The sequence below is a fragment of the Bisbaumannia salifodinae genome (assembly GCF_055388505.1).
The window spans coordinates 2,846,760-2,864,534 of sequence record NZ_AP043781.1 but is presented as its reverse complement, the minus strand read 5'-3'; the positions used below and the strand labels follow the sequence as shown (position 1 = coordinate 2,864,534).

General features: G+C 66.7%; 17 protein-coding genes. 8 read left to right on the top strand and 9 right to left on the bottom strand.

Going from position 1 to position 17,775, the window contains the following annotated elements:
* Positions 1–8: 8 nt before the first annotated feature.
* Together ACZ5EF_RS13485 and ACZ5EF_RS13480 are read left to right on the top strand one after the other, a co-directional pair.
* Positions 9–1,385, top strand: coding sequence for an aspartate aminotransferase family protein (locus ACZ5EF_RS13485; protein ID WP_346063396.1), 1,377 nt, complete (start codon positions 9–11; stop codon positions 1,383–1,385).
* Positions 1,382–2,890: an aldehyde dehydrogenase gene (locus ACZ5EF_RS13480; protein ID WP_346063397.1), complete on the top strand. Its 1,509-nt coding sequence runs from the start codon at positions 1,382–1,384 to the stop codon at positions 2,888–2,890. Before ACZ5EF_RS13485 ends, ACZ5EF_RS13480 begins: the two co-directional genes overlap by 4 nt.
* Before the next feature lie 268 nt (positions 2,891–3,158).
* On the opposite strand, the gene ACZ5EF_RS13475 is transcribed toward ACZ5EF_RS13480, so the two are convergent.
* From ACZ5EF_RS13475 to ACZ5EF_RS13465, 3 genes are read right to left on the bottom strand one after another with little or no spacing between them, the layout of a single operon-like run.
* Complete coding sequence (locus ACZ5EF_RS13475) at positions 3,159–4,265, bottom strand: mandelate racemase/muconate lactonizing enzyme family protein (RefSeq protein ID WP_346063398.1); 1,107 nt, start codon at positions 4,263–4,265, stop codon at positions 3,159–3,161.
* A 13-nt stretch (positions 4,266–4,278) separates the two neighbouring features.
* Positions 4,279–5,703: a YfcC family protein gene (locus ACZ5EF_RS13470; protein WP_346063399.1), complete on the bottom strand. Its 1,425-nt coding sequence runs from the start codon at positions 5,701–5,703 to the stop codon at positions 4,279–4,281.
* Between the two features lie 15 nt (positions 5,704–5,718).
* Positions 5,719–6,876: a M20 metallopeptidase family protein gene (locus ACZ5EF_RS13465; protein ID WP_346063400.1), complete on the bottom strand. Its 1,158-nt coding sequence runs from the start codon at positions 6,874–6,876 to the stop codon at positions 5,719–5,721.
* 195 nt (positions 6,877–7,071) lie between these two features.
* On the opposite strand from ACZ5EF_RS13465, the gene ACZ5EF_RS13460 reads away from it, so the two are divergent.
* Positions 7,072–7,989, top strand: a complete 918-nt coding sequence (locus ACZ5EF_RS13460; protein ID WP_346063401.1) for a LysR family transcriptional regulator — start codon at positions 7,072–7,074, stop codon at positions 7,987–7,989.
* Positions 7,990–8,223: 234 nt separating this feature from the next.
* Here the strand turns inward: ACZ5EF_RS13460 and ACZ5EF_RS13455 are convergent, their stop codons facing one another.
* The 6 genes from ACZ5EF_RS13455 to gatC form a co-directional block, all read right to left on the bottom strand.
* A complete protein-coding gene (locus ACZ5EF_RS13455) occupies positions 8,224–8,433 on the bottom strand; it encodes a 2-hydroxymuconate tautomerase (RefSeq protein ID WP_464122153.1) in 210 nt (69 codons plus the stop codon).
* A 138-nt stretch (positions 8,434–8,571) separates the two neighbouring features.
* Positions 8,572–8,949, bottom strand: a complete 378-nt coding sequence (locus tag ACZ5EF_RS13450; protein ID WP_346063403.1) for a hypothetical protein — start codon at positions 8,947–8,949, stop codon at positions 8,572–8,574.
* Positions 8,950–9,139: 190 nt separating this feature from the next.
* Positions 9,140–9,691 (bottom strand): cupin domain-containing protein, encoded by a 552-nt coding sequence (locus tag ACZ5EF_RS13445; protein ID WP_346063404.1) that lies wholly within the window; start codon positions 9,689–9,691, stop codon positions 9,140–9,142.
* Between the two features lie 52 nt (positions 9,692–9,743).
* Positions 9,744–11,198, bottom strand: a complete 1,455-nt coding sequence (gatB, locus tag ACZ5EF_RS13440) for an Asp-tRNA(Asn)/Glu-tRNA(Gln) amidotransferase subunit GatB (RefSeq protein WP_346063544.1) — start codon at positions 11,196–11,198, stop codon at positions 9,744–9,746.
* A complete protein-coding gene (gatA, locus tag ACZ5EF_RS13435) occupies positions 11,198–12,658 on the bottom strand; it encodes an Asp-tRNA(Asn)/Glu-tRNA(Gln) amidotransferase subunit GatA (RefSeq protein WP_346063405.1) in 1,461 nt (486 codons plus the stop codon). Before gatA ends, gatB begins: the two co-directional genes overlap by 1 nt.
* 44 nt (positions 12,659–12,702) lie before the next feature.
* Complete coding sequence (gene gatC, locus ACZ5EF_RS13430) at positions 12,703–12,990, bottom strand: Asp-tRNA(Asn)/Glu-tRNA(Gln) amidotransferase subunit GatC (RefSeq protein ID WP_346063406.1); 288 nt, start codon at positions 12,988–12,990, stop codon at positions 12,703–12,705.
* A 202-nt stretch (positions 12,991–13,192) separates the two neighbouring features.
* Between gatC and ACZ5EF_RS13425 the strand changes: the two genes are divergently transcribed.
* From ACZ5EF_RS13425 to rng, 5 genes are all read left to right on the top strand, one after another.
* Complete coding sequence (locus tag ACZ5EF_RS13425; protein WP_346063407.1) at positions 13,193–14,230, top strand: rod shape-determining protein; 1,038 nt, start codon at positions 13,193–13,195, stop codon at positions 14,228–14,230.
* A 76-nt stretch (positions 14,231–14,306) separates the two neighbouring features.
* The gene (mreC, locus tag ACZ5EF_RS13420) at positions 14,307–15,164 is read left to right on the top strand and encodes a rod shape-determining protein MreC (RefSeq protein WP_346063545.1); all 858 of its coding nucleotides are present in this window, start codon (positions 14,307–14,309) and stop codon (positions 15,162–15,164) included.
* Positions 15,164–15,652 (top strand): rod shape-determining protein MreD, encoded by a 489-nt coding sequence (mreD, locus tag ACZ5EF_RS13415; RefSeq protein WP_346063408.1) that lies wholly within the window; start codon positions 15,164–15,166, stop codon positions 15,650–15,652. Before mreC ends, mreD begins: the two co-directional genes overlap by 1 nt.
* A gap of 12 nt (positions 15,653–15,664) precedes the next feature.
* The gene (locus ACZ5EF_RS13410; RefSeq protein WP_346063409.1) at positions 15,665–16,264 is read left to right on the top strand and encodes a Maf family protein; all 600 of its coding nucleotides are present in this window, start codon (positions 15,665–15,667) and stop codon (positions 16,262–16,264) included.
* Positions 16,265–16,294: 30 nt separating this feature from the next.
* Positions 16,295–17,758, top strand: coding sequence for a ribonuclease G (gene rng / locus ACZ5EF_RS13405; protein WP_346063410.1), 1,464 nt, complete (start codon positions 16,295–16,297; stop codon positions 17,756–17,758).
* The last annotated feature ends 17 nt before the right edge of the window (positions 17,759–17,775 follow it).

Genomic DNA, 17,775 nt, shown 5'->3' with positions numbered 1-17,775 from the left:
CCTTACCCATGAATACCCGTGACTTTCAGGCCCTGGATCGTGCTCACCACCTGCACCCCTTCACCGATTTCAAGGCGCTGGGGGAGGAGGGCAGCCGCATCATCGAGCGCGCCGAGGGCGTCTATATCCATGACAGCGAGGGCAACCGCATCCTCGACGGCATGGCCGGCCTGTGGTGCGTCAACCTGGGCTATGGCCGCCGGGAGCTGGTGGAGGCGGCCACCGCCCAGTTGGAGCAGCTGCCCTACTACAACAACTTCTTCAAGACCACCCACCCGCCGGCGGTGAAGCTGGCCGAGAAGCTGGTGCAGCTGGCGCCGGAGCATATCAGCCATGTCTTCTTCACCGGCTCCGGCTCCGAGGCCAACGACACCGTGCTGCGCATGGTGCGCCGCTACTGGGCCCTCAAAGGGAAGCCGGAGAAGCAGTGGATCATCGGCCGCGAAAACGGCTACCACGGCTCCACCCTGGCCGGCATGAGCCTCGGCGGCATGGACGCCATGCATGGCCAGGGCGGTCCCTGCGTGCCGAACATCGCGCATATTCGCCAGCCCTACTGGTTCGGCGAGGGGCGTGACCTGAGCCCCGAGGCCTTCGGTCGCGAGTGCGCCGCGGCCCTGGAGGCGAAGATCCTCGAGCTCGGCGAGGAGAACGTCGGCGCCTTTATCGCCGAGCCGGTGCAGGGCGCCGGTGGCGCCATCATGCCGCCGGAGAGCTATTGGCCGGCGGTCAAGGCGGTACTGGCCAAGTACGATATCCTGCTGGTGGCCGACGAGGTGATCTGCGGCTTCGGGCGCCTCGGCGAATGGTTCGGCAGCGTCCACTATGACCTCAAGCCCGACCTGATGCCCATCGCCAAGGGCCTCTCTTCCGGTTACCTGCCCATCGGCGGCGTACTGGTGGGGGAGCGGGTGGCCAACACCCTGATCGAGGAGGGCGGTGAGTTCTTCCACGGCTTCACCTACTCCGGGCACCCCACCTGCGCCGCCGTGGCGCTGAAGAACCTGGAGCTGATGGAGACCGAAGGAGTCGTGGAGCGGGTGCGTGACGACCTCGGCCCCTACCTGGCCAAGCGCTGGAGCGAACTGGCCGAGCATCCGCTGGTGGGCCAGGCCCGCTCCCTGGGCCTGATGGGCGCCCTGGAGCTGATCGATCCGACCACCGGCGAGCGCTTCGACAAGGCCCTGGGGGCCGGCAACCTGTGCCGCGACTTCTGCTTCGATAGCGGCCTGGTGATGCGCTCGGTGGGTGATACCATGATCATTTCACCGCCCCTGGTGATCAGCCACGCCGAAATCGATGAACTGGTGAGCAAGGCCCGAGCGGCCCTGGACGCCACCGCGGCGCGCCTGGCCCGGACCCCGCAGCCGGAGGAGACCGCATGACCGCAAGCCAACGTCCCCAGAGCCGTGCCGACTGGCAAGCCCTGGCCGATCGCCTGATCCCGAGCCTGGAGACCCGCGCCTTTATCGACGACGCCTTCGTCGATGCCGTCGACGGCGCGACCCTGGCCACCCTCAACCCGGCCAGCGGCGAGACCCTGGCGCATGTGGCCAGCTGCGACGCCGCCGATGCCGAACTCGCGGTGGCCGCGGCCCGGGCCGCCCATGCCCGGGGCGACTGGTCGCGGCTGGCCCCGGCCAAGCGCAAGCGGGTGCTGCTGCGCCTCGCCGAGCTGATGGAGGCCCACAAGCACGAGCTGGCGCTGCTCGACACCCTGGACATGGGCAAGCCGGTCTCCAGTTCGCTGGGCGATATGGCCGGCGCCATCGGTAGCGTCCGCCATCAGGCGGAATCCATCGACAAGGTCTACGGCGAGGTGGCGCCCACCGGCGACGACAGCCTGGGCCTGGTGCTGCGCGAGCCGCTGGGCGTGGTGGCCTCCATCGTGCCGTGGAACTTCCCGCTGATGATGACCGCCTGGAAGATCGCCCCGGCGCTGGCCGCCGGCAACTGCGTGATCTTGAAGCCCTCGGAGAAGTCGCCGCTGTCGGCGCTGCGCCTGGCCCAGTTGGCCAAGGAGGCGGGCCTGCCGCGGGGCGTCTTCCAGGTGCTGCCGGGTTACGGCCATACCGTGGGCAAGGCCCTGGCGCTGTCCATGCAGGTCGACTGCCTGGCCTTCACCGGCTCCACCCAGGTGGGCAAGCAGCTGATGCAGTACGCCGGCCAGTCCAACCTCAAGCGGGTCTACCTGGAGTGCGGCGGCAAGTCGCCCAACCTGGTCTTCGCCGACTGCAAGAACCTGGACCGGGTGGCCCAGCACGCCGCCGCGGCGATCTTCCATAACCAGGGCGAGGTATGTATCGCCGGCTCGCGCCTGCTGGTGGAGAACACGATTCGCGAGGCCTTCGTCGACCAGGTGGTCGAGGCCGCCCAGGCCATGCAGCCCGGCGACCCCCTGGATCCCGCGAGCTTTATGGGCGCCATGGTCGACGAGACCCAGTATCGCCGGGTGCTCGACTATATCGCCAAGGGTCGCGAGGAGGGCGCCCGGTTGCGCGCCGGCGGCACGGCCCTCGAGGGGCCCGGCTACTTTATCCCGCCCACCGTCTTCGACGGGGTGACGCCGGCCATGACCATCGGTCGCGAGGAGATCTTCGGCCCGGTGCTCTCGGTGTTCGGCTTCGATAGCGAGGACGAGGCGGTGGCCCTGGCCAACGACAGCGACTACGGCCTGGCCGCGGGGCTGTGGAGCCAGGATATCGACCGCATCATGCGCGTCTCGCGCAAGCTCCACTCCGGCCAGGTCTTCGTCAACAACTGGGCCGGGGGGGATCAGACGGTGCCCTTCGGCGGCGTCAAGCAGTCCGGCAACGGCCGCGACAAGTCCCACCATAGCCTGGCGGAGTATACCGAGCTCAAGACCGTCTGGATGTCCCTGGAAGGCTGAGGGGCGCCATAAAACGAGCGATGCACTGATAGACGGATGTCTGCCTCTATCGGTTTGCCGGCCTCTACGGGGCCGGCTTTTTTGTGGGTCGGTGGTGTGGACCGGCTACCCAGAAACGCCTCGGGCCCGGCCAATGCCGGGCCCGAGTGCGTGTTCGGAGAAGCTTCGCTCGGCGCTTAGGCACCGCTGGTTTCCTTGGCGGCGCGGCGCTTGGCCACCGACTCCCCGGCCACGCCGAAGTGCTGGGTGGGTAAGAGCGCTTGGTGGCTCAGTCGATGCGCTCCTCGAAGACGCTGAGTTCGCGTACTCGGTCGCCGTCGACCCGGATGCCTAGTCCCGGTGACTCGCCCAGGGGGATATGCGTGCCGTCGCCCGGCATCTCGGCCACGTCGCTTGAGATCATCTCGGGGCCGACCAGGTCGTTGGCAATGATGTTGGGATGGGCGATGGCCAGGTGGGCACCGGCCAGGGTGGCGATGGAAGATTCCACCATCGAGCCTACCTGGCAGGGGATGTCGGCCGCCATCCCCAGCTCGGCCATGGCGCGGGCGGCATGCAGGCCGGCGGATTTCATCAGCTTGATGTTGACCATGTCGGCCGCCTCGAGACGGATGACCCGGAGCATGTCGCGAAGTCCGTGGATCGGCTCGTCGGCCATGATCACCGCCTCCGTCGCTTGGGTCACCCGGGCCAAGGCCTCGAGGTTCTCGATGAACACCGGCTGTTCGTACCACTCCACGCGGTAGGGGGCGGCCTGGCGGATCACCTCCAGTGCCTGCTTGGCGCTCCAGCCCTGGTTGGCGTCTACTCTCAGGGCCATGCCGGGCGGCAGCGCCTCCCGCACCCGGGCGATACGCTCGACGTCGGCTTCCGGCGCATCGCCGAGCTTGATCTTGATCGAGCGGAAGCCTTGCCGGCACGCCTCGTCGGCCTGGCGTGCCATCTCCTCCGGCGACAGCATGCTGATCACGCAGGGTAGCTCGAGGCGTTCATGGCAGCGGCCGCCGAGCAGGGAGTAGAGCGGTCGCCGGCACTGCCGGGCCAGCAGGTCGTGCAGGGCGATATCCAGGGCCGCCTTGGCCGAGGGGTTGTGCCGGATGCGCGCCTCGGCGGCACGATGAAAGGCGCCGATATCGTCAGCGGGCTTGCCGATCAGCAGGGGAGCCAATTCCTTGGTGATGACGTTGCGTGCCGCTTGCCAGGTCTCGCCGGAGACATGCTGGTCGACCACGGCCTCGCCCCAGCCGATGTCGCCACTGGTCGACTCGATGCTGACCACCAGGCTCTCTATCTCCTCGTAGCTGTCGTAGGCGATCTTGAAGGGTCGCTTGAGGGGCAGGCGGATGCCATGCAAGGTGATGCGCTTGATCGTCATGGGAGGATTCCTTTCAGGTCCAGGAGAGCAGGTGAGCTAGGGTGATCATGCCACTCGCCAGCAGCAGCTGGGTGAGGGCCAGGGGCAATATCCACTTGATCCATTTGCTCCAGGACACCCCGGCCACGGCCAGGCCGGCCATGAAGTAGCCCGAGGTGGGGGTGATGATATTGGAGATGCCGTCACCGAACTGGAAGGCGAGCACCGCGGTCTGGCGCGTCACGCCGACCAGGTCGGCCAAGGGCACCATGAGGGGCATTGTCAGGGCCGCCTGTCCGCTGCCGGAAGGCACCAGGAAGTTCAGCAGCAGCTGCACCAGGAACATGCCGATGGCGGTCAGTACCGCCGGCATGCCGCTCAGTAGCCCTTCGAGCCGATACAGGATGGTGTCGAGAATGCTGCCATCCTTGAGCACGATCAGGATGCCGTAGGCGAACGCCACCACCAGGGCGCCCATGGCGATCTCCTTGAAGCCACTGACGAAATGCTCGGCAATCTCGTTGGGTCCCATGCGTGCCAGTACGCCCACCAGGATCCCCATCAGCAGGAAGACACCCGACATCTCGCCGATGTACCAGCCATGGCGGATAACGCCATAGGCGATGCCGGCGATGGCCCCGACGAATGCCGACAGCACCAGCTTATCTGACAGGCTCAGTCGCTGCTTTCCCTGCAGGGGGGCGGGGTTGCCGAATTGTCGGCGGTCGCTGTGGTAGGTAAGGCTGCGCTCGGGATGCGCCTTGATCCTGGCCGCGTAGCGCGTCACGAAGGCAATGCTGACACCGACGAAGATCGTCCAGTAGCAGGCGCGCAGCGTCATGCCGGAGAAGAGTGGTAATTGGGCAATATCCTGGGCCACGCCGACGGTGAAGGGATTCATAAAGGCCGCCGAGAAGCCGGCACCGGCGCCGACCAAGGGGACGGCGGCGGCGGTGATGGAGTCATAGCCCAGCAGGCGTAGCATCGGCGCCAGAATGATGATGAAGGCGATGGTTTCCTCGGCCAGGCCGAAGGTGGCGCCACCGGCGGCGAATAGCAGCATCAGCAGGGGAATCAAGGCGATGTCGCGCCCGGAGAGAGCCTGGCTGAGGCTGGCCACGAGGGTCTGCAGCACTCCCGTGGCCTTGAGCACGCCGAAGGCGCCGCCGGAGATGAAGATGAAAAAGATAATGCTGCTGCCTTCCCGCATGCCCTCGAAGACTGCCATGAAGGGCGTCAGCCAGCCGGCCGGGTCGGTGTCCACCGGGGCGTAGCTGCCCGGCACGACCACGGTCCGGCCCTGCTCGGTGGTGGTGCGTTCATAGCTGCCCGCATCGATCAGGTAGGTCGATAGCGCGGCGATGCAGATGAAGGTGAACAACACCACGAAGATATGTGGGAACTTCAGCGTTCGCGGTGATGCCGTCTCGAGTGTCGTTGTTGTGTCGAAATCGTTCATGCCAAGCCTCAGGATCTAGTGATTGTTATCGAGGAAGCGCCGAGCCACGCCGGCGAGAAAATCGCTGCCCGCCTCCAGAATATCGTCGTTGAAGTCGTAGTCCGGCTGATGCAGCGCGGGAGCCGCGGTACCCTTGCCGTTGCCGATCCAGCCATAGGCGCCGGGCACGGCCTCGAGCAGAAAGCCCATGTCATCGGCGCCCATGCTGATGGGATGAGAGGCCAGGCGATCTCGGCCCCAGTGCGCCTCGACGACCTCCCGGCACAGCCTGGCGCAGGCGGTGTCGTTGACCACCGCGGGAGTCGAGGGCACATAGTTCAGCGTCACGTCGCAGCCACTGGCACGGGCGATACCCTCGGCAACCTCGCGAATCCGCTTTTCGAGCTGGCGGCGAACGTCGGGCTTGAAGCAGCGGGCCGTGCCCTTCAGTCGCGCCGTGGCGGGAATGATGTTGCTGGCATGCCCGCCCTGCAGGCTGCCCAGGCTGACCACGGCAATCTCCTCGGGGTCGACGTTGCGGCTGACGATCTGCTGTACCGCGGTGACGAACAGCCCGGCGGCGACGATCGGATCGGTGGTCAGGTGCGGCATGGCCCCATGTCCGCCTTCGGAGTGGAAGCACAGCTCGAAATCATCGCTGGAGGCCATGTGCGGGGTGTCATGGATGACGAAGGCGCCCGCTTCCACGCCCGGCCAGTTGTGCAGGCCGAAGACGGCCTGGACGGGAAAGCGCTCGAGCAGTCCGTCCTCGAGCATCGCCGGGGCGCCGGTGCCCAGCTCTTCGGCGGGCTGGAAGATCAGGATGACCCGGCCTCGGGCCGGGCGTGTCTGGATCAGGTCCAGGGCCGCGCCCATCAGCATGGCGGTATGGCCATCATGCCCGCAGGCATGCATGACATTGTCATGGGTCGAGCCGTGCGCCAGTCCGGTGGCTTCCTGCAGGGGCAGGGCATCGATGTCGGCCCTCAGGCCGACGGCCGGGCCGGGCCGCTGTCCGTGGATAACGGCCACGATGCCATGGCCGCCGATCCCCTCATGCACTTCGTCGACTCCGATATCGCGCAGCATGGTCGCGACGCGCTGTGCCGTTTGGTGTTCCTCGCAGGAGAGTTCGGGATAGCGGTGAAGCTCCCGTCGAAAGGCGATCATTCGTTGTACATCACGCTCTTGCATCACATTGTCCTGTGCTTGTTCTGGTCGGGAGTGAGGCGGAAGTGGTATCGCTGCCCCTGTGCAGCGCCCATCCACCGGCCCTGGGATAAGCGGTTTTCCAGTATGCTCAGGCCATTGAGGGGAGAAAAAATACTTCTTTCCTATGCGGTCATGCTTTTTTGGTATGCTGCCTGGTCCGAGCGCTGAGACAGGCCCATGGATATCAAGAAACTGAAGTATTTCCTCGCCGTGGTGGACGCCGGTTCCATCACCGCGGCGGCCAGACGGATCCCGGTCGCCCAGCCCGCCCTGACGCGACAGATCCGTCTGCTCGAGGAGCGGGTCGGGGCCCGGCTCTTCGAGCGTGATCGCAAGGGGGTGTCGTTGACGCGCGCCGGACAGTTCCTCTATGACAACGGTCGCCGACTGGTGGCCGAGCTGGACAGCGTGGCCAAGAAGACCCGAGCCATCTCGGATGGCTTCAGTGACAGCCTTTCGATCGGCATCACCACCATTCATCCCTATATTCCGAGCATCTCGAGCCTGATCAGTCGTTTCCGGGCGCAGAATCCGGGCATTCGACTGATCCTGGAATCGATGCTGTCGGGCCCGCAGACGAATGCGATTCTCGAGGGCGGCATCGATGCCGGCATTCTGTTCACCGAGCGGGAAGAGGATCCCCGGCTGGCCTACCTGCCGATCGCCAGTTACCGGATGGCCGTCATCGTCAGCCGCTGCCATCCCCTCACGGAGGCGCCACCGACTTCGCTGCGAGCCTTCGCCGATGCCCCTTTCATCCGCTTCAGTCGCGACTCGACGCCGGGCAGCTACGACAGGGTCGATCGGTGCTTCCGGCAGGCGGGCATCGTGCCCAATACCGTCCAGGAGTGTCATGACGACATAACCATCCGCAGCCTGGTGGCCACGGGTATGGGGTATGCCATCATGCCGAGCATTATGGTGCGGGGGGAGAGCGAGTTGGTGGCCTACGAGCTGGAGGACCTGCCGATCACGTCGCAGCTGATGCTGACCTGGCGCAAGGACAGTGGCTCGAAGGCCGTCGATGAGTTGTGTCGCATGATCGGCCCCCCGGGGGGCATCATCGCGACGCCGCCTGAGGATACCGGGGCCTAGTGCTCAGTGGAAACGCGCTCATGCTGCTGGTTTGGCATGGCCGGTAGCCCGTCGCGACAGGCGATGAGGCCCAGTGGGGATCTGGGGCACGCCGGCAAGGCTGCAGTCGTGGATAGCCGGGTGTCGGGGAGGGCGAGGCGAGCTAGCCTCCATCGGAGGGGGCGCAAGGCCACGGGCCTGATGGCGCCCCCTGCCGGTCGCCGTGCGGCGGGGCTTTGCGTGCTCTGCGATGGATCAGGGAGCGGTTTCCTTGGCGGCGCGGCGCTTGGCCACCGACTCCCCGGCCACGCCGAAGTGCTGGGTGGAGACATCGGAGAGCAGGATGCGCACGCTCTCCGGGGTGCAGTCGATGGAAGCCACGCAGGCCTCGGTGACCTTCTCGATCAGCGCCTCCTTCTGGGCGTCGCTGCGGCCTTCGATCAGTTGAATATTGACGATGGGCATGCTCGGAATCCTTTTGTGGAAATGATTTTCACAAACATGATTCCAGCTTCCTCGGTGGCTGTCAAAGCGACCGGGGGATAAGCGCAATAAAATGCCCGCTACCCTAGGGTAGCGGGCACTCGTGCCGTGCTGGGCGGCTTAGTTGCGGCCGCCGGCACCGCCGCCGCCGGCACCACCGCCGGCACCACCGGCACCGCCATTTCCAGAAGCACCGCCACCGGCACTGCCGGCACCGGACTCGCTACGGCCGTCGCTAGCACTCTCGGACACGGCCTGGCCGTCCACGCCGCCCTGGCTGACCGCCTCATGGGCTGTCTCCAGGCCGAAGTCGGCCGCCTCGGGCATGGCCTCGTCCGTCAGGTGGCCCTCCAGGGTCTCGGCGGCCTGGTTGATGGCGGCGGGTTCGCTCTCTTCGACGACCACGTCATTGGTTGGCTGGGGCTCCTCTTCCTGGGCGGTGGCCAGCAGAGGTGTCAACAGCAGGGGGAGAGAGATCAGCAGTAATCGGAAGTGCATAAGGAGTACCTTTTTCGGGAAGTCATCGATCATTCGGCACCAGGCCGAAAGGAAACCCCTCGAGTTCGGATCTGCGCCGTTCCTGCCCGATTTATGCGCCCGGGCTCCCTAAAGCATGGGGTGCCCCGGTGTCTCGGTCAATGCCTTGTTCGAGGAGGGCGCCCCGGCGGCGCCGGGGCGGGGAGCGAGGCTAGAACGCCTTGGCGGGGGTGCAGCAACTGACCAGCCGGCAGGGGGCCTTGCCGGCGTTGCGGAAGCGGTGGGGCACATTGGTATCGAAGTAGTAGGCCTCGCCGGGGCCCAGCACCCGGCTCTCGGCGCCCACGGTGATCTCGATCTCGCCCTCCAGCACCACCCCGGCCTCCTCGCCCTGGTGGGCGATCATCTCGCGGCCGGTATCGGTGCCCGGCGGGTAGGTCTCGATCATAAAGGAGAGCGCCCGGGCCTCCCGGTTGGCCCCCACCAGCTTGAAGATCACCTCGCCGCTGCCCATGTCGGCCAGCTCGTCGGCGGAGTAGAAGACCTGGTCGCGGCTCTCCAGGTCCATGGTGAAGAAGTCGCCGACGCCCATGGGAATGGCGTCGAGGATCTTCTTCAGGGAGCTCACCGAGGGGCTTACCTTGCCCTGTTCGATCAGCGACAGGCTGGAGTGGGTGACCCCGCAGCGCTTGGCCAGCTCGCGCTGGGAGATGCCCCTGAGGTTGCGCAGGGCGCGCAGTCGCGCGCCGACATCGTCTGCCATGGGTCGTCCTCTGAAGTCGAAGGGGCGGGCCGCGGCGGCCCGCCTCCGCTGCTCAACACAGGGCGTCGAGCTTTTCCTTGAGCAGGGCGTTGACCTGCTGGGGGTTGGCGGTGCCCCGGGAAGCCTTCATCACCTGGCCGACGAAGTAGCCGATCATCTTGCCGCGCTTGTCCGGCTCGGCGTCACGATACTGGGCCACCTGGGCGGGGCTGTCGGCGATCACCCGGTCGATCATCGCCTCGATGGCGCCGCTGTCGGTGACCTGCTTCAGCCCCTTGGCCTCGATAATGGCGTCCGCGGAGTCGCCCTCGCCATTCCACAGCGCCTGGAAGACCTGCTTGGCGGCCTTGCCGTTGATGGTGTCGTCGAGTACCCGAGCGATCAACTGGCCCAGCTGAGCGGCAGAGACCGGGCTGTCCTCGATGGCCAGGCCCTCGCGGTTCAGCGCCCCGGACAGCTCGCCCATCACCCAGTTGGCGGCGGGCTTGGCGTCGCCGCAGGCGTCCTTCACCGCCTCGAAGTACTCGGCCATCTCGCGGGTGGCGGAGAGCACGCTGGCGTCGTAGGCGGAGAGGCCGAGCTCGCTCTGGAAGCGCGCGCGCTTCTCGTCGGGCAGCTCCGGCAGGTTGTCGCGCAGGTGGTCGACGTAGGCCTGGTCGAGCACCACCGGCAGCAGGTCCGGGCAGGGGAAGTAACGGTAGTCGTTGGCCTCCTCCTTGGTGCGCATGCCGCGGGTCTCGTCGCGCTCCGGGTCATAGAGGCGGGTCTCCTGGACCACCCGGCCACCGTCCTCGATCAGCTCGATCTGGCGCTCCACCTCATAGGCGATGGCCCGCTCCACGAAGCGGAAGGAGTTGACGTTCTTGATCTCGGCGCGGGTGCCGAACTCCGCCTGGCCCTTGGGGCGCACCGAGACGTTGACGTCGCAGCGCATCGAGCCCTCGGCCATATTGCCGTCGGAGATGCCCAGGTAGGTGACGATGGAGTGGATCGCCTTGAGGTAGGCCGCCGCTTCCTTGGCGCTACGCATATCCGGCTCGGAGACGATCTCCAGCAGCGGCGTGCCGGCCCGGTTGAGGTCGATGCCGGTCATGCCGTGGAAGTCCTCGTGGAGCGACTTGCCGGCGTCCTCCTCCAGGTGGGCGTGGTGCACCCGGATGCGCTTGGTGCCGCCGTCGTCGAGGGTGATCTCCACCTCGCCGGCGCCGACGATGGGGTGATACATCTGGCTGGTCTGGTAGCCCTTGGGCAGGTCCGGGTAGAAGTAGTTCTTGCGATCGAACACCGAGATCTCGGGGATCTCGGCATGGATCGCCAGGCCGAACTGCACCGCCATGGCCACGGCGGCTTCGTTCAACACCGGCAGCACCCCGGGCAGGCCCAGGTCCACGGCGCAGGCCTGGGTGTTGGGCTCGGCGCCGAAGGCGGTGGAGGCGCCGGAGAAGATCTTCGACTTGGTGGCCAACTGAACGTGGACCTCCAGGCCGATCACGGTCTCCCATTCCATCATGCGGTCTCCTTGGCGAAATCGGGGCGGCGCAGGTGCCAGTCGCTGGCCTGCTGGAACTGGTGAGCCACGTTGAGCAGCTGGGCCTCGGCGAAGTGGCTGCCGAGGATCTGCAGGCCCACCGGACGGCGGCCGACGAAGCCCGCCGGCACGCTGATGCCGGGAATGCCCGCCAGGTTGATGGCGATGGTGTAGATGTCCTGCAGGTACATGGAGACCGGGTCCTTGTTGGCGCCCAGGTCGAAGGCCGGGGTGGGGGAGGCCGGCCCCATCAGCACGTCGACCTCCTCGAAGGCGTCCAGGAAGTCCTGGCGGATCAGCCGGCGCACCTGCTGGGCCTTGGTGTAGTAGGCGTCGAAGAAGCCCTCGGAGAGGGTGTGAGTGCCGATCAGGATGCGTCGCTTGACCTCCTCGCCGAAGCCCTCGGCGCGGGAGCGCTTGTAGAGATCGATCAGGTCCTGGGGGGCGTCGCAGCGGTGGCCGAAGCGCACGCCGTCGAAGCGCGATAGGTTGGAGGAGGCCTCCGCCGGGGCGATGACATAGTAGGCGGGGATCGCCAGGTGGGTATGCGGCAGGCTGACCTCGCGCACCGTGGCGCCCAGCGACTCGTAGACCCGGATGGCCGCCTGGACCGCTTCGGCCACCGCCGGATCCAGGCCCTCGCCGAAGTACTCCTTGGGCAGGCCGATCTTCAGCCCCGACAGGGAGTCGTCGAGGGTGGCGGTGTAGTCCGGCACGCCGCGGGCCACGCTGGTGGAGTCGCGTACGTCGTGGCCGGCGATGGCGCCCAGCAGCAGGGCGCAGTCTTCCGCGCTGCGGGCCATGGGGCCGGCCTGATCGAGGCTCGAGGCATAGGCGATCATGCCGTAGCGGGAGACCCGGCCATAGGTGGGCTTCAGGCCGGTGATGCCGCAGAAGGCCGCCGGCTGACGGATCGAGCCGCCGGTATCGGTACCCAGCGCCGCCGGCACCAGGCCCGCGGCCACCGCGGCGGCGCTGCCGCCGGAAGAACCGCCGGGCACGGCGCCGAGGTCCCAGGGGTTCTTCACCGGGCCATAGAAGCTGTTCTCGTTGGAGGAGCCCATGGCGAACTCGTCCATATTGGTCTTGCCGAGGCTCACCGTGCCGGCGGCCTTGAGCTTCTCCACCAGGGTGGCGTCGTAGGGCGCCTCGAAGTTGTCGAGCATCTTCGAGCCGCAGGAGGTCTTGACGCCCTGGGTGCAGAAGATGTCCTTGAGCGCCAGGGGCAGGCCGGTGAGCGGGCCCGCCTCACCCTTGGCGCGGGCGGCGTCGGCGGCGTCGGCGGCGGCCAGCGCCTGCTCGGCGGTGACGCTGATAAAGCTGTTGAGCTCGCCGTCGAGGCGATCGATGCGCCCGAGCAGCGCCTGGGTCAGCTCGCGGCTTGAGAACTCGCCGGCCTCCAGGGAGGCGGCCAGTTCGCGGAGGGTCTTGTCATGCATCGGGTGAGTGTCTCCGGGTCGGGACAGGGTAACGTCGGGCGCGATCACTCGACCACGCGGGGCACCAGGTAGAGGCCGTTCTCCACCGCCGGGGCACAGCGCTGGAAGGTCTCGCGCCGGTCGACTTCGGTGACCTCGTCGGCGCGCAGCCGCTGGGTGGCGTCCAGGGGGTGAGCCAGGGGGGCGACCCCCGTGGTATCGATGCCCTGGAGCTGGTCGACCATCGCCAGGATATTGCTCAGGTCGTCCAGGTAGCGGTCGGCGTCCGCGTCATCCAGCGCCAGGCGTGCCAGATGCGCCGCGCGCTGCACATGGGTCTGTTCAAGCGCCATGATCGGAATTCCTTAACAGGATGAACATCGACCGACAGGCTGCCACGGGGCGAGGCCCATCGGTACGGGGAAAATAACGCCAAAAGGTACCATATCTTGGCCCGGCTGGCAGGCGTTGTCGCTTGCCGCTTCCGGGTGGCGATGATACCGTTTGCCTCCGCACAGGGTTCCGGTTCCGGTCTGCACTAGGTGAAAGACTTTCATGTTTAAACGTTTAAGGGGGTTGTTCTCCAGCGATCTGTCCATCGACCTGGGAACGGCCAATACGCTGATCTATGTCCGTGGACGGGGCATCGTGCTGGATGAACCGTCGGTGGTGGCGATTCGCCAGGCCGGCAATATGCGCAGCGTGGCTGCGGTGGGGTCGGATGCCAAGCGCATGCTGGGCCGCACCCCGGGTAACATCACCGCCATCCGGCCGATGAAGGATGGCGTGATCGCCGACTTCACCGTGACCGAACAGATGCTCCAGCACTTTATCCGCAAGGTGCATCAGAGCACCTTCCTGACTCCCAGCCCGCGGGTGCTGGTCTGCGTGCCCTGCATGTCGACCCAGGTCGAGCGTCGCGCCATCAAGGAGTCCGCCGAGGGCGCCGGGGCTCGCGAGGTGTTCCTGATCGAGGAACCCATGGCGGCGGCCATCGGCGCCGGCCTGCCGGTGGAGGAGGCCCAGGGCTCCATGGTGGTGGATATCGGTGGCGGCACCAGCGAGATCGCCATCATCTCGCTCAATGGCGTGGTCTATTCCGAGTCGATCCGCGTCGGCGGCGACCGCTTCGATGAGGCTATCATCGCCTATGTGCGCCGTCACTATGGCAGCCTGATCGGCGAGGCCACCGCCGAGCGCATCAAGCAGGAGATCGGCTGTGCCTATCCCGGCGGCGAGCTGCGCGAGATCGACGTGCGCGGCCGCAACCTGGCCGAGGGCATTCCGCGCAGCTTCACCCTCAACTCCCACGAGATCCTCGACGCCCTCCAGGAGACGCTCTCCTCGATCGTCACCGCGGTGAAGAGCGCCCTGGAGCAGTCGCCCCCGGAGCTGGCCTCGGATATCGCCGAGCGTGGCCTGGTATTGACCGGCGGTGGGGCCCTGCTGCGCGATCTGGACAAGCTGATTCAGGAAGAGACTGGCCTGCCGGTGATCGTCGCCGAGGACCCGCTGACCTGCGTGGCCCGCGGTGGCGGCAAGGCGTTGGAGATGATCGACCAGCATACCTTCGAGCTGCTTTCCAGCGACTGATTTCCGGGCCGGGCTGACTTCGGGGAGAACGCCTATCAAACCGTTGTTCTCGCACGGTGCGGTGCCCGGCTATCGCATGCTGCTGTGTGCGATAGCCGCACTCGGCCTGATGTTTGCGGAACACCGCTTCACGCGCATGGACGAGGTGCGTGCCCAGCTTACCACCGTGGTGGCGCCCATCCAGTGGATGGTCAGCCTGCCCAGCGGCGTGCTCACCTGGGGGGCCCTGGCGCTCTCCGATCAGCGAGCCCTGGTGGAGGAGAATCGGCGCCTGCGCGAGCAGTTGCTGACCCTCTCCCAGCGTGCCCAGCAGATGGCCCACCTCACCGCCGAGAACGTGCGCCTGCGCGAGTTGCTGCAGGCGGCGCGGCGGGATGACATGGCCTATATCACCGCCGAGCTGCTTTCCCTGGACTCCGATCCCTTCACCCACCAGATGGTCATCGATCGCGGTCGTCGCGATGGCGCCTATGTGGGCCAGCCGGTGATGGATGCCTCGGGGCTGGTGGGCCAGATCACCGCGGTCTCTGCCTACTCCAGCCGGGTGTTGATGATCAATGACGCCAGCCATGCGTTGCCGGTGCAGGTGACTCGCAATGGTCTGCGCTTCGTGGTCCAGGGCACCGGTCATTATGAGCGCCTGAACGTGATGCATGTGCCGGATACCGCCGATATCCGGGTCGGCGACCGGTTGCTCACCTCCGGGCTGGCGGGGCGCTTCCCCCAGGGCTATCCGGTGGGGCGGGTGGTGTCGGTGGAGCACGACCCCGGCGAGCCCTTCGCCCGGGTCATCGCCGAGCCCTCGGCACAGCTGCAGCGTTCGCGCCACTTCCTGCTGCTGTTTCCTCCCCCGCCGCCGGAGCCGCGTCCGGGGGAGGCGCTATGGGATGAATCCTTTACCGTCGTCGAACCGCCACAGGAGCTGCAACGCTGATGGGTGCCCTGGGAGTCCGAGGTCTGCTACTGGTCTGGATCAGCCTGCTGCTGGCCCTGTGCCTGCAGGTGATGCCACTGCCCGATGGCTGGCTGATCTGGCGTCCCGACTGGCTGGGCCTGATGCTGGTCTACTGGTGCGTCGCGGCGCCTCACCGCGTCGGGGTATTGCACGGTTTCGTGCTGGGGCTGCTGCTGGATCTGATCGAGGGGGCGCCGCTGGGGCAGAATGCCCTGGTGTTCTCGCTGCTGGCCTTCCTCTGCGCCCTGGTCTATCAGCGCATGCGCGCCTACTCCCTGGTGCAGCAGGCGGTCCTGGTCTTCGTCCTGCTGGGGCTGGTGCAGCTGGTGCGGCAGTGGCTCAATACCCTGTTCGGCCCCTTCTCTATCCATCTCGCCTTCCTGCTGTCGTCGTTGATCGGCGCCCTGCTGTGGCCCTGGCTCTTTACCATGCTGCAGGCGCTGCGACGCCGCTTCGCCCTCGGCTGAATCGGAGTCCTTATGCCCGCCTCCCTGATCCTTGCCTCGGCCTCGCCGCGGCGCCGCGAGCTCCTGGCCTCCATCGGCGTCGCGTCGCTGGTGCGCCCGGTGGATATCGACGAGACCCCGGCTCCCGAGGAGGCGCCCCTGGCCCATGTGACCCGCCTGGCCCGGGAGAAGGCCCTGGCCGGCGCCGCGGGGGCCGCTACGGACCAGGCGGTGCTGGGCGCCGATACCGTGGTGGTGCTGGGCGAGCGGATCCTCGGCAAGCCCCGGGACAAGGCGGATGGCCTGGCCATGCTGGCGGCACTCTCCGGCGGCGAGCATCGGGTGATTACCGCGGTGGCGGTGAATGGCCCGGCGGGCCTGCTGGAGGCCGCGGTCACCACCCGGGTATGGATGCGCGAGATCTCGAGCCGCGAGGCCGAGGCCTACTGGGCCAGCGGCGAGCCCGCCGACAAGGCCGGTGGCTATGCCATCCAGGGGCTGGCGTCGATCTTCGTCATGCACCTGGAGGGCAGCTACTCCGCCGTGGTGGGGCTGCCGCTCCATGAGAGCGCCGAGCTGCTGCGCCGCCAGGGCCTCCCCCTTTGGTCGGGGGGCTTGCCCCCTATGGCATAATGCCTTCATGCCAACGACAAGGAATCCCGCATGAGTGGTGAAGTACTGATCAACCTGACACCCATGGAGACCCGCGTGGCGGTGGTCGAAAACGGCGTGCTTCAGGAAGCCTTTATCGAGCGTTCCCGGCGGCGGGGCATCGTCGGCAATATCTACAAGGGCAAGGTGGTCAGGGTGCTGCCGGGCATGCAGGCGGCCTTCGTCGATATCGGCCTGGAGCGGGCCGCCTTTATCCATGCCCACGAGGTGATGGCGGCCCATACCCCCGCCGAGGAGCAGGCCACCATCAGTCAGCTGCTCCACGAGGGGCAGTCGCTGGTGGTGCAGGTGACCAAGGACCCCATCGGTACCAAGGGGGCGCGGCTCACCACCCATCTCTCGGTGCCTTCCCGCTACCTGGTGTATATGCCGGATGCCCCCCATAACGGCGTCTCCCAGCGCATCGAGGACGAGGGCGAGCGGGAGCGCCTGCGCCAGTTGGTGGAGGTCTGCCAGGCGCAGCAGGAACTGGAGGTGGAGGGCGGCTTTATCATCCGTACCGCCGCCGAGGGGGTGAGCGAGGAGGAGCTGTTCTCCGATATGCACTTCCTGCTGCGGCTGTGGCGCAAGGTCAGCGAGCGCAAGGTGACCGCCGGCGTGCCCAGCGTCATCTACGACGACCTGCCGCTGTTTATTCGCACCCTGCGCGACCAGATGCACGACGAGATCGAGAAGGTGCGCATCGATTCCCGGGAGAACTACGTCAAGCTCAAGGAGTTCGCCGAGGAGTTCATGCCCGATGCGGTGGAGCGCATCGAGTACTATCCCGGCGAGCGGCCCATCTTCGATCTCTACAGCGTCGAGGACGAGATCCACAAGGCCCTGGGGCGCAAGGTGCAGCTCAAGTCCGGCGGCTATCTGGTGATCGACCCCACCGAGGCGATGACCACCATCGACGTCAACACCGGCGGCTACGTGGGCCATCGCAATCTCGAAGAGACCATCTTCAAGACCAACCTGGAGGCGGCCACCGCCATCGCCCGCCAGCTGCGGCTGCGTAACCTGGGCGGCATCATCATCATCGATTTCATCGACATGGAGGATGCCGAGCACCAGCGCCAGGTGCTGCGGGTGCTGGAGAAGGCCCTGGAGCGGGATCACGCCAAGACCAAGTGTACCGGGGTCACCGAGCTGGGCCTGGTCCAGCTGACCCGCAAGCGCACCCGGGAGAGCCTGGAGCAGACCCTCTGCGAGGCCTGCCCCACCTGTGAGGGGCGCGGCACCCTGAGGACCCCGGAGACCGTCTGCTACGAGATCTTCCGTGAGATCCTCCGCGAGGAGCGCGCCTACGGGCCGGAGACCTACACGGTACTGGCCTCCCAGGCGGTGGTGGATCGCCTGCTCGACGAGGAGTCGGCGGCGGTGGCGGACCTGGAGGCCTTTATCGGCAAGACCATCCGCTTCCAGGTGGAGGGCCACTACTCCCAGGAGCAGTACGATATCGTGCTGATGTGATCGATACCCTCCCGGCC

What these genes read in the sequence shown, in the direction of transcription:
- ACZ5EF_RS13485 (WP_346063396.1), top strand. Translation starts at nt 9, where the DNA reads ATGAATACCCGTGACTTTCAGGCCCTGGATCGTGCTCACCACCTGCAC.
- ACZ5EF_RS13480 (WP_346063397.1), top strand. Translation starts at nt 1,382, where the DNA reads ATGACCGCAAGCCAACGTCCCCAGAGCCGTGCCGACTGGCAAGCCCTG.
- ACZ5EF_RS13475 (WP_346063398.1), bottom strand. Translation starts at nt 4,265, where the DNA reads ATGACGATCAAGCGCATCACCTTGCATGGCATCCGCCTGCCCCTCAAG.
- ACZ5EF_RS13470 (WP_346063399.1), bottom strand. Translation starts at nt 5,703, where the DNA reads ATGAACGATTTCGACACAACAACGACACTCGAGACGGCATCACCGCGA.
- ACZ5EF_RS13465 (WP_346063400.1), bottom strand. Translation starts at nt 6,876, where the DNA reads ATGCAAGAGCGTGATGTACAACGAATGATCGCCTTTCGACGGGAGCTT.
- ACZ5EF_RS13460 (WP_346063401.1), top strand. Translation starts at nt 7,072, where the DNA reads ATGGATATCAAGAAACTGAAGTATTTCCTCGCCGTGGTGGACGCCGGT.
- ACZ5EF_RS13455 (WP_464122153.1), bottom strand. Translation starts at nt 8,433, where the DNA reads ATGCCCATCGTCAATATTCAACTGATCGAAGGCCGCAGCGACGCCCAG.
- ACZ5EF_RS13450 (WP_346063403.1), bottom strand. Translation starts at nt 8,949, where the DNA reads ATGCACTTCCGATTACTGCTGATCTCTCTCCCCCTGCTGTTGACACCT.
- ACZ5EF_RS13445 (WP_346063404.1), bottom strand. Translation starts at nt 9,691, where the DNA reads ATGGCAGACGATGTCGGCGCGCGACTGCGCGCCCTGCGCAACCTCAGG.
- gatB (WP_346063544.1), bottom strand. Translation starts at nt 11,198, where the DNA reads ATGGAATGGGAGACCGTGATCGGCCTGGAGGTCCACGTTCAGTTGGCC.
- gatA (WP_346063405.1), bottom strand. Translation starts at nt 12,658, where the DNA reads ATGCATGACAAGACCCTCCGCGAACTGGCCGCCTCCCTGGAGGCCGGC.
- gatC (WP_346063406.1), bottom strand. Translation starts at nt 12,990, where the DNA reads ATGGCGCTTGAACAGACCCATGTGCAGCGCGCGGCGCATCTGGCACGC.
- ACZ5EF_RS13425 (WP_346063407.1), top strand. Translation starts at nt 13,193, where the DNA reads ATGTTTAAACGTTTAAGGGGGTTGTTCTCCAGCGATCTGTCCATCGAC.
- mreC (WP_346063545.1), top strand. Translation starts at nt 14,307, where the DNA reads ATGCTGCTGTGTGCGATAGCCGCACTCGGCCTGATGTTTGCGGAACAC.
- mreD (WP_346063408.1), top strand. Translation starts at nt 15,164, where the DNA reads ATGGGTGCCCTGGGAGTCCGAGGTCTGCTACTGGTCTGGATCAGCCTG.
- ACZ5EF_RS13410 (WP_346063409.1), top strand. Translation starts at nt 15,665, where the DNA reads ATGCCCGCCTCCCTGATCCTTGCCTCGGCCTCGCCGCGGCGCCGCGAG.
- rng (WP_346063410.1), top strand. Translation starts at nt 16,295, where the DNA reads ATGAGTGGTGAAGTACTGATCAACCTGACACCCATGGAGACCCGCGTG.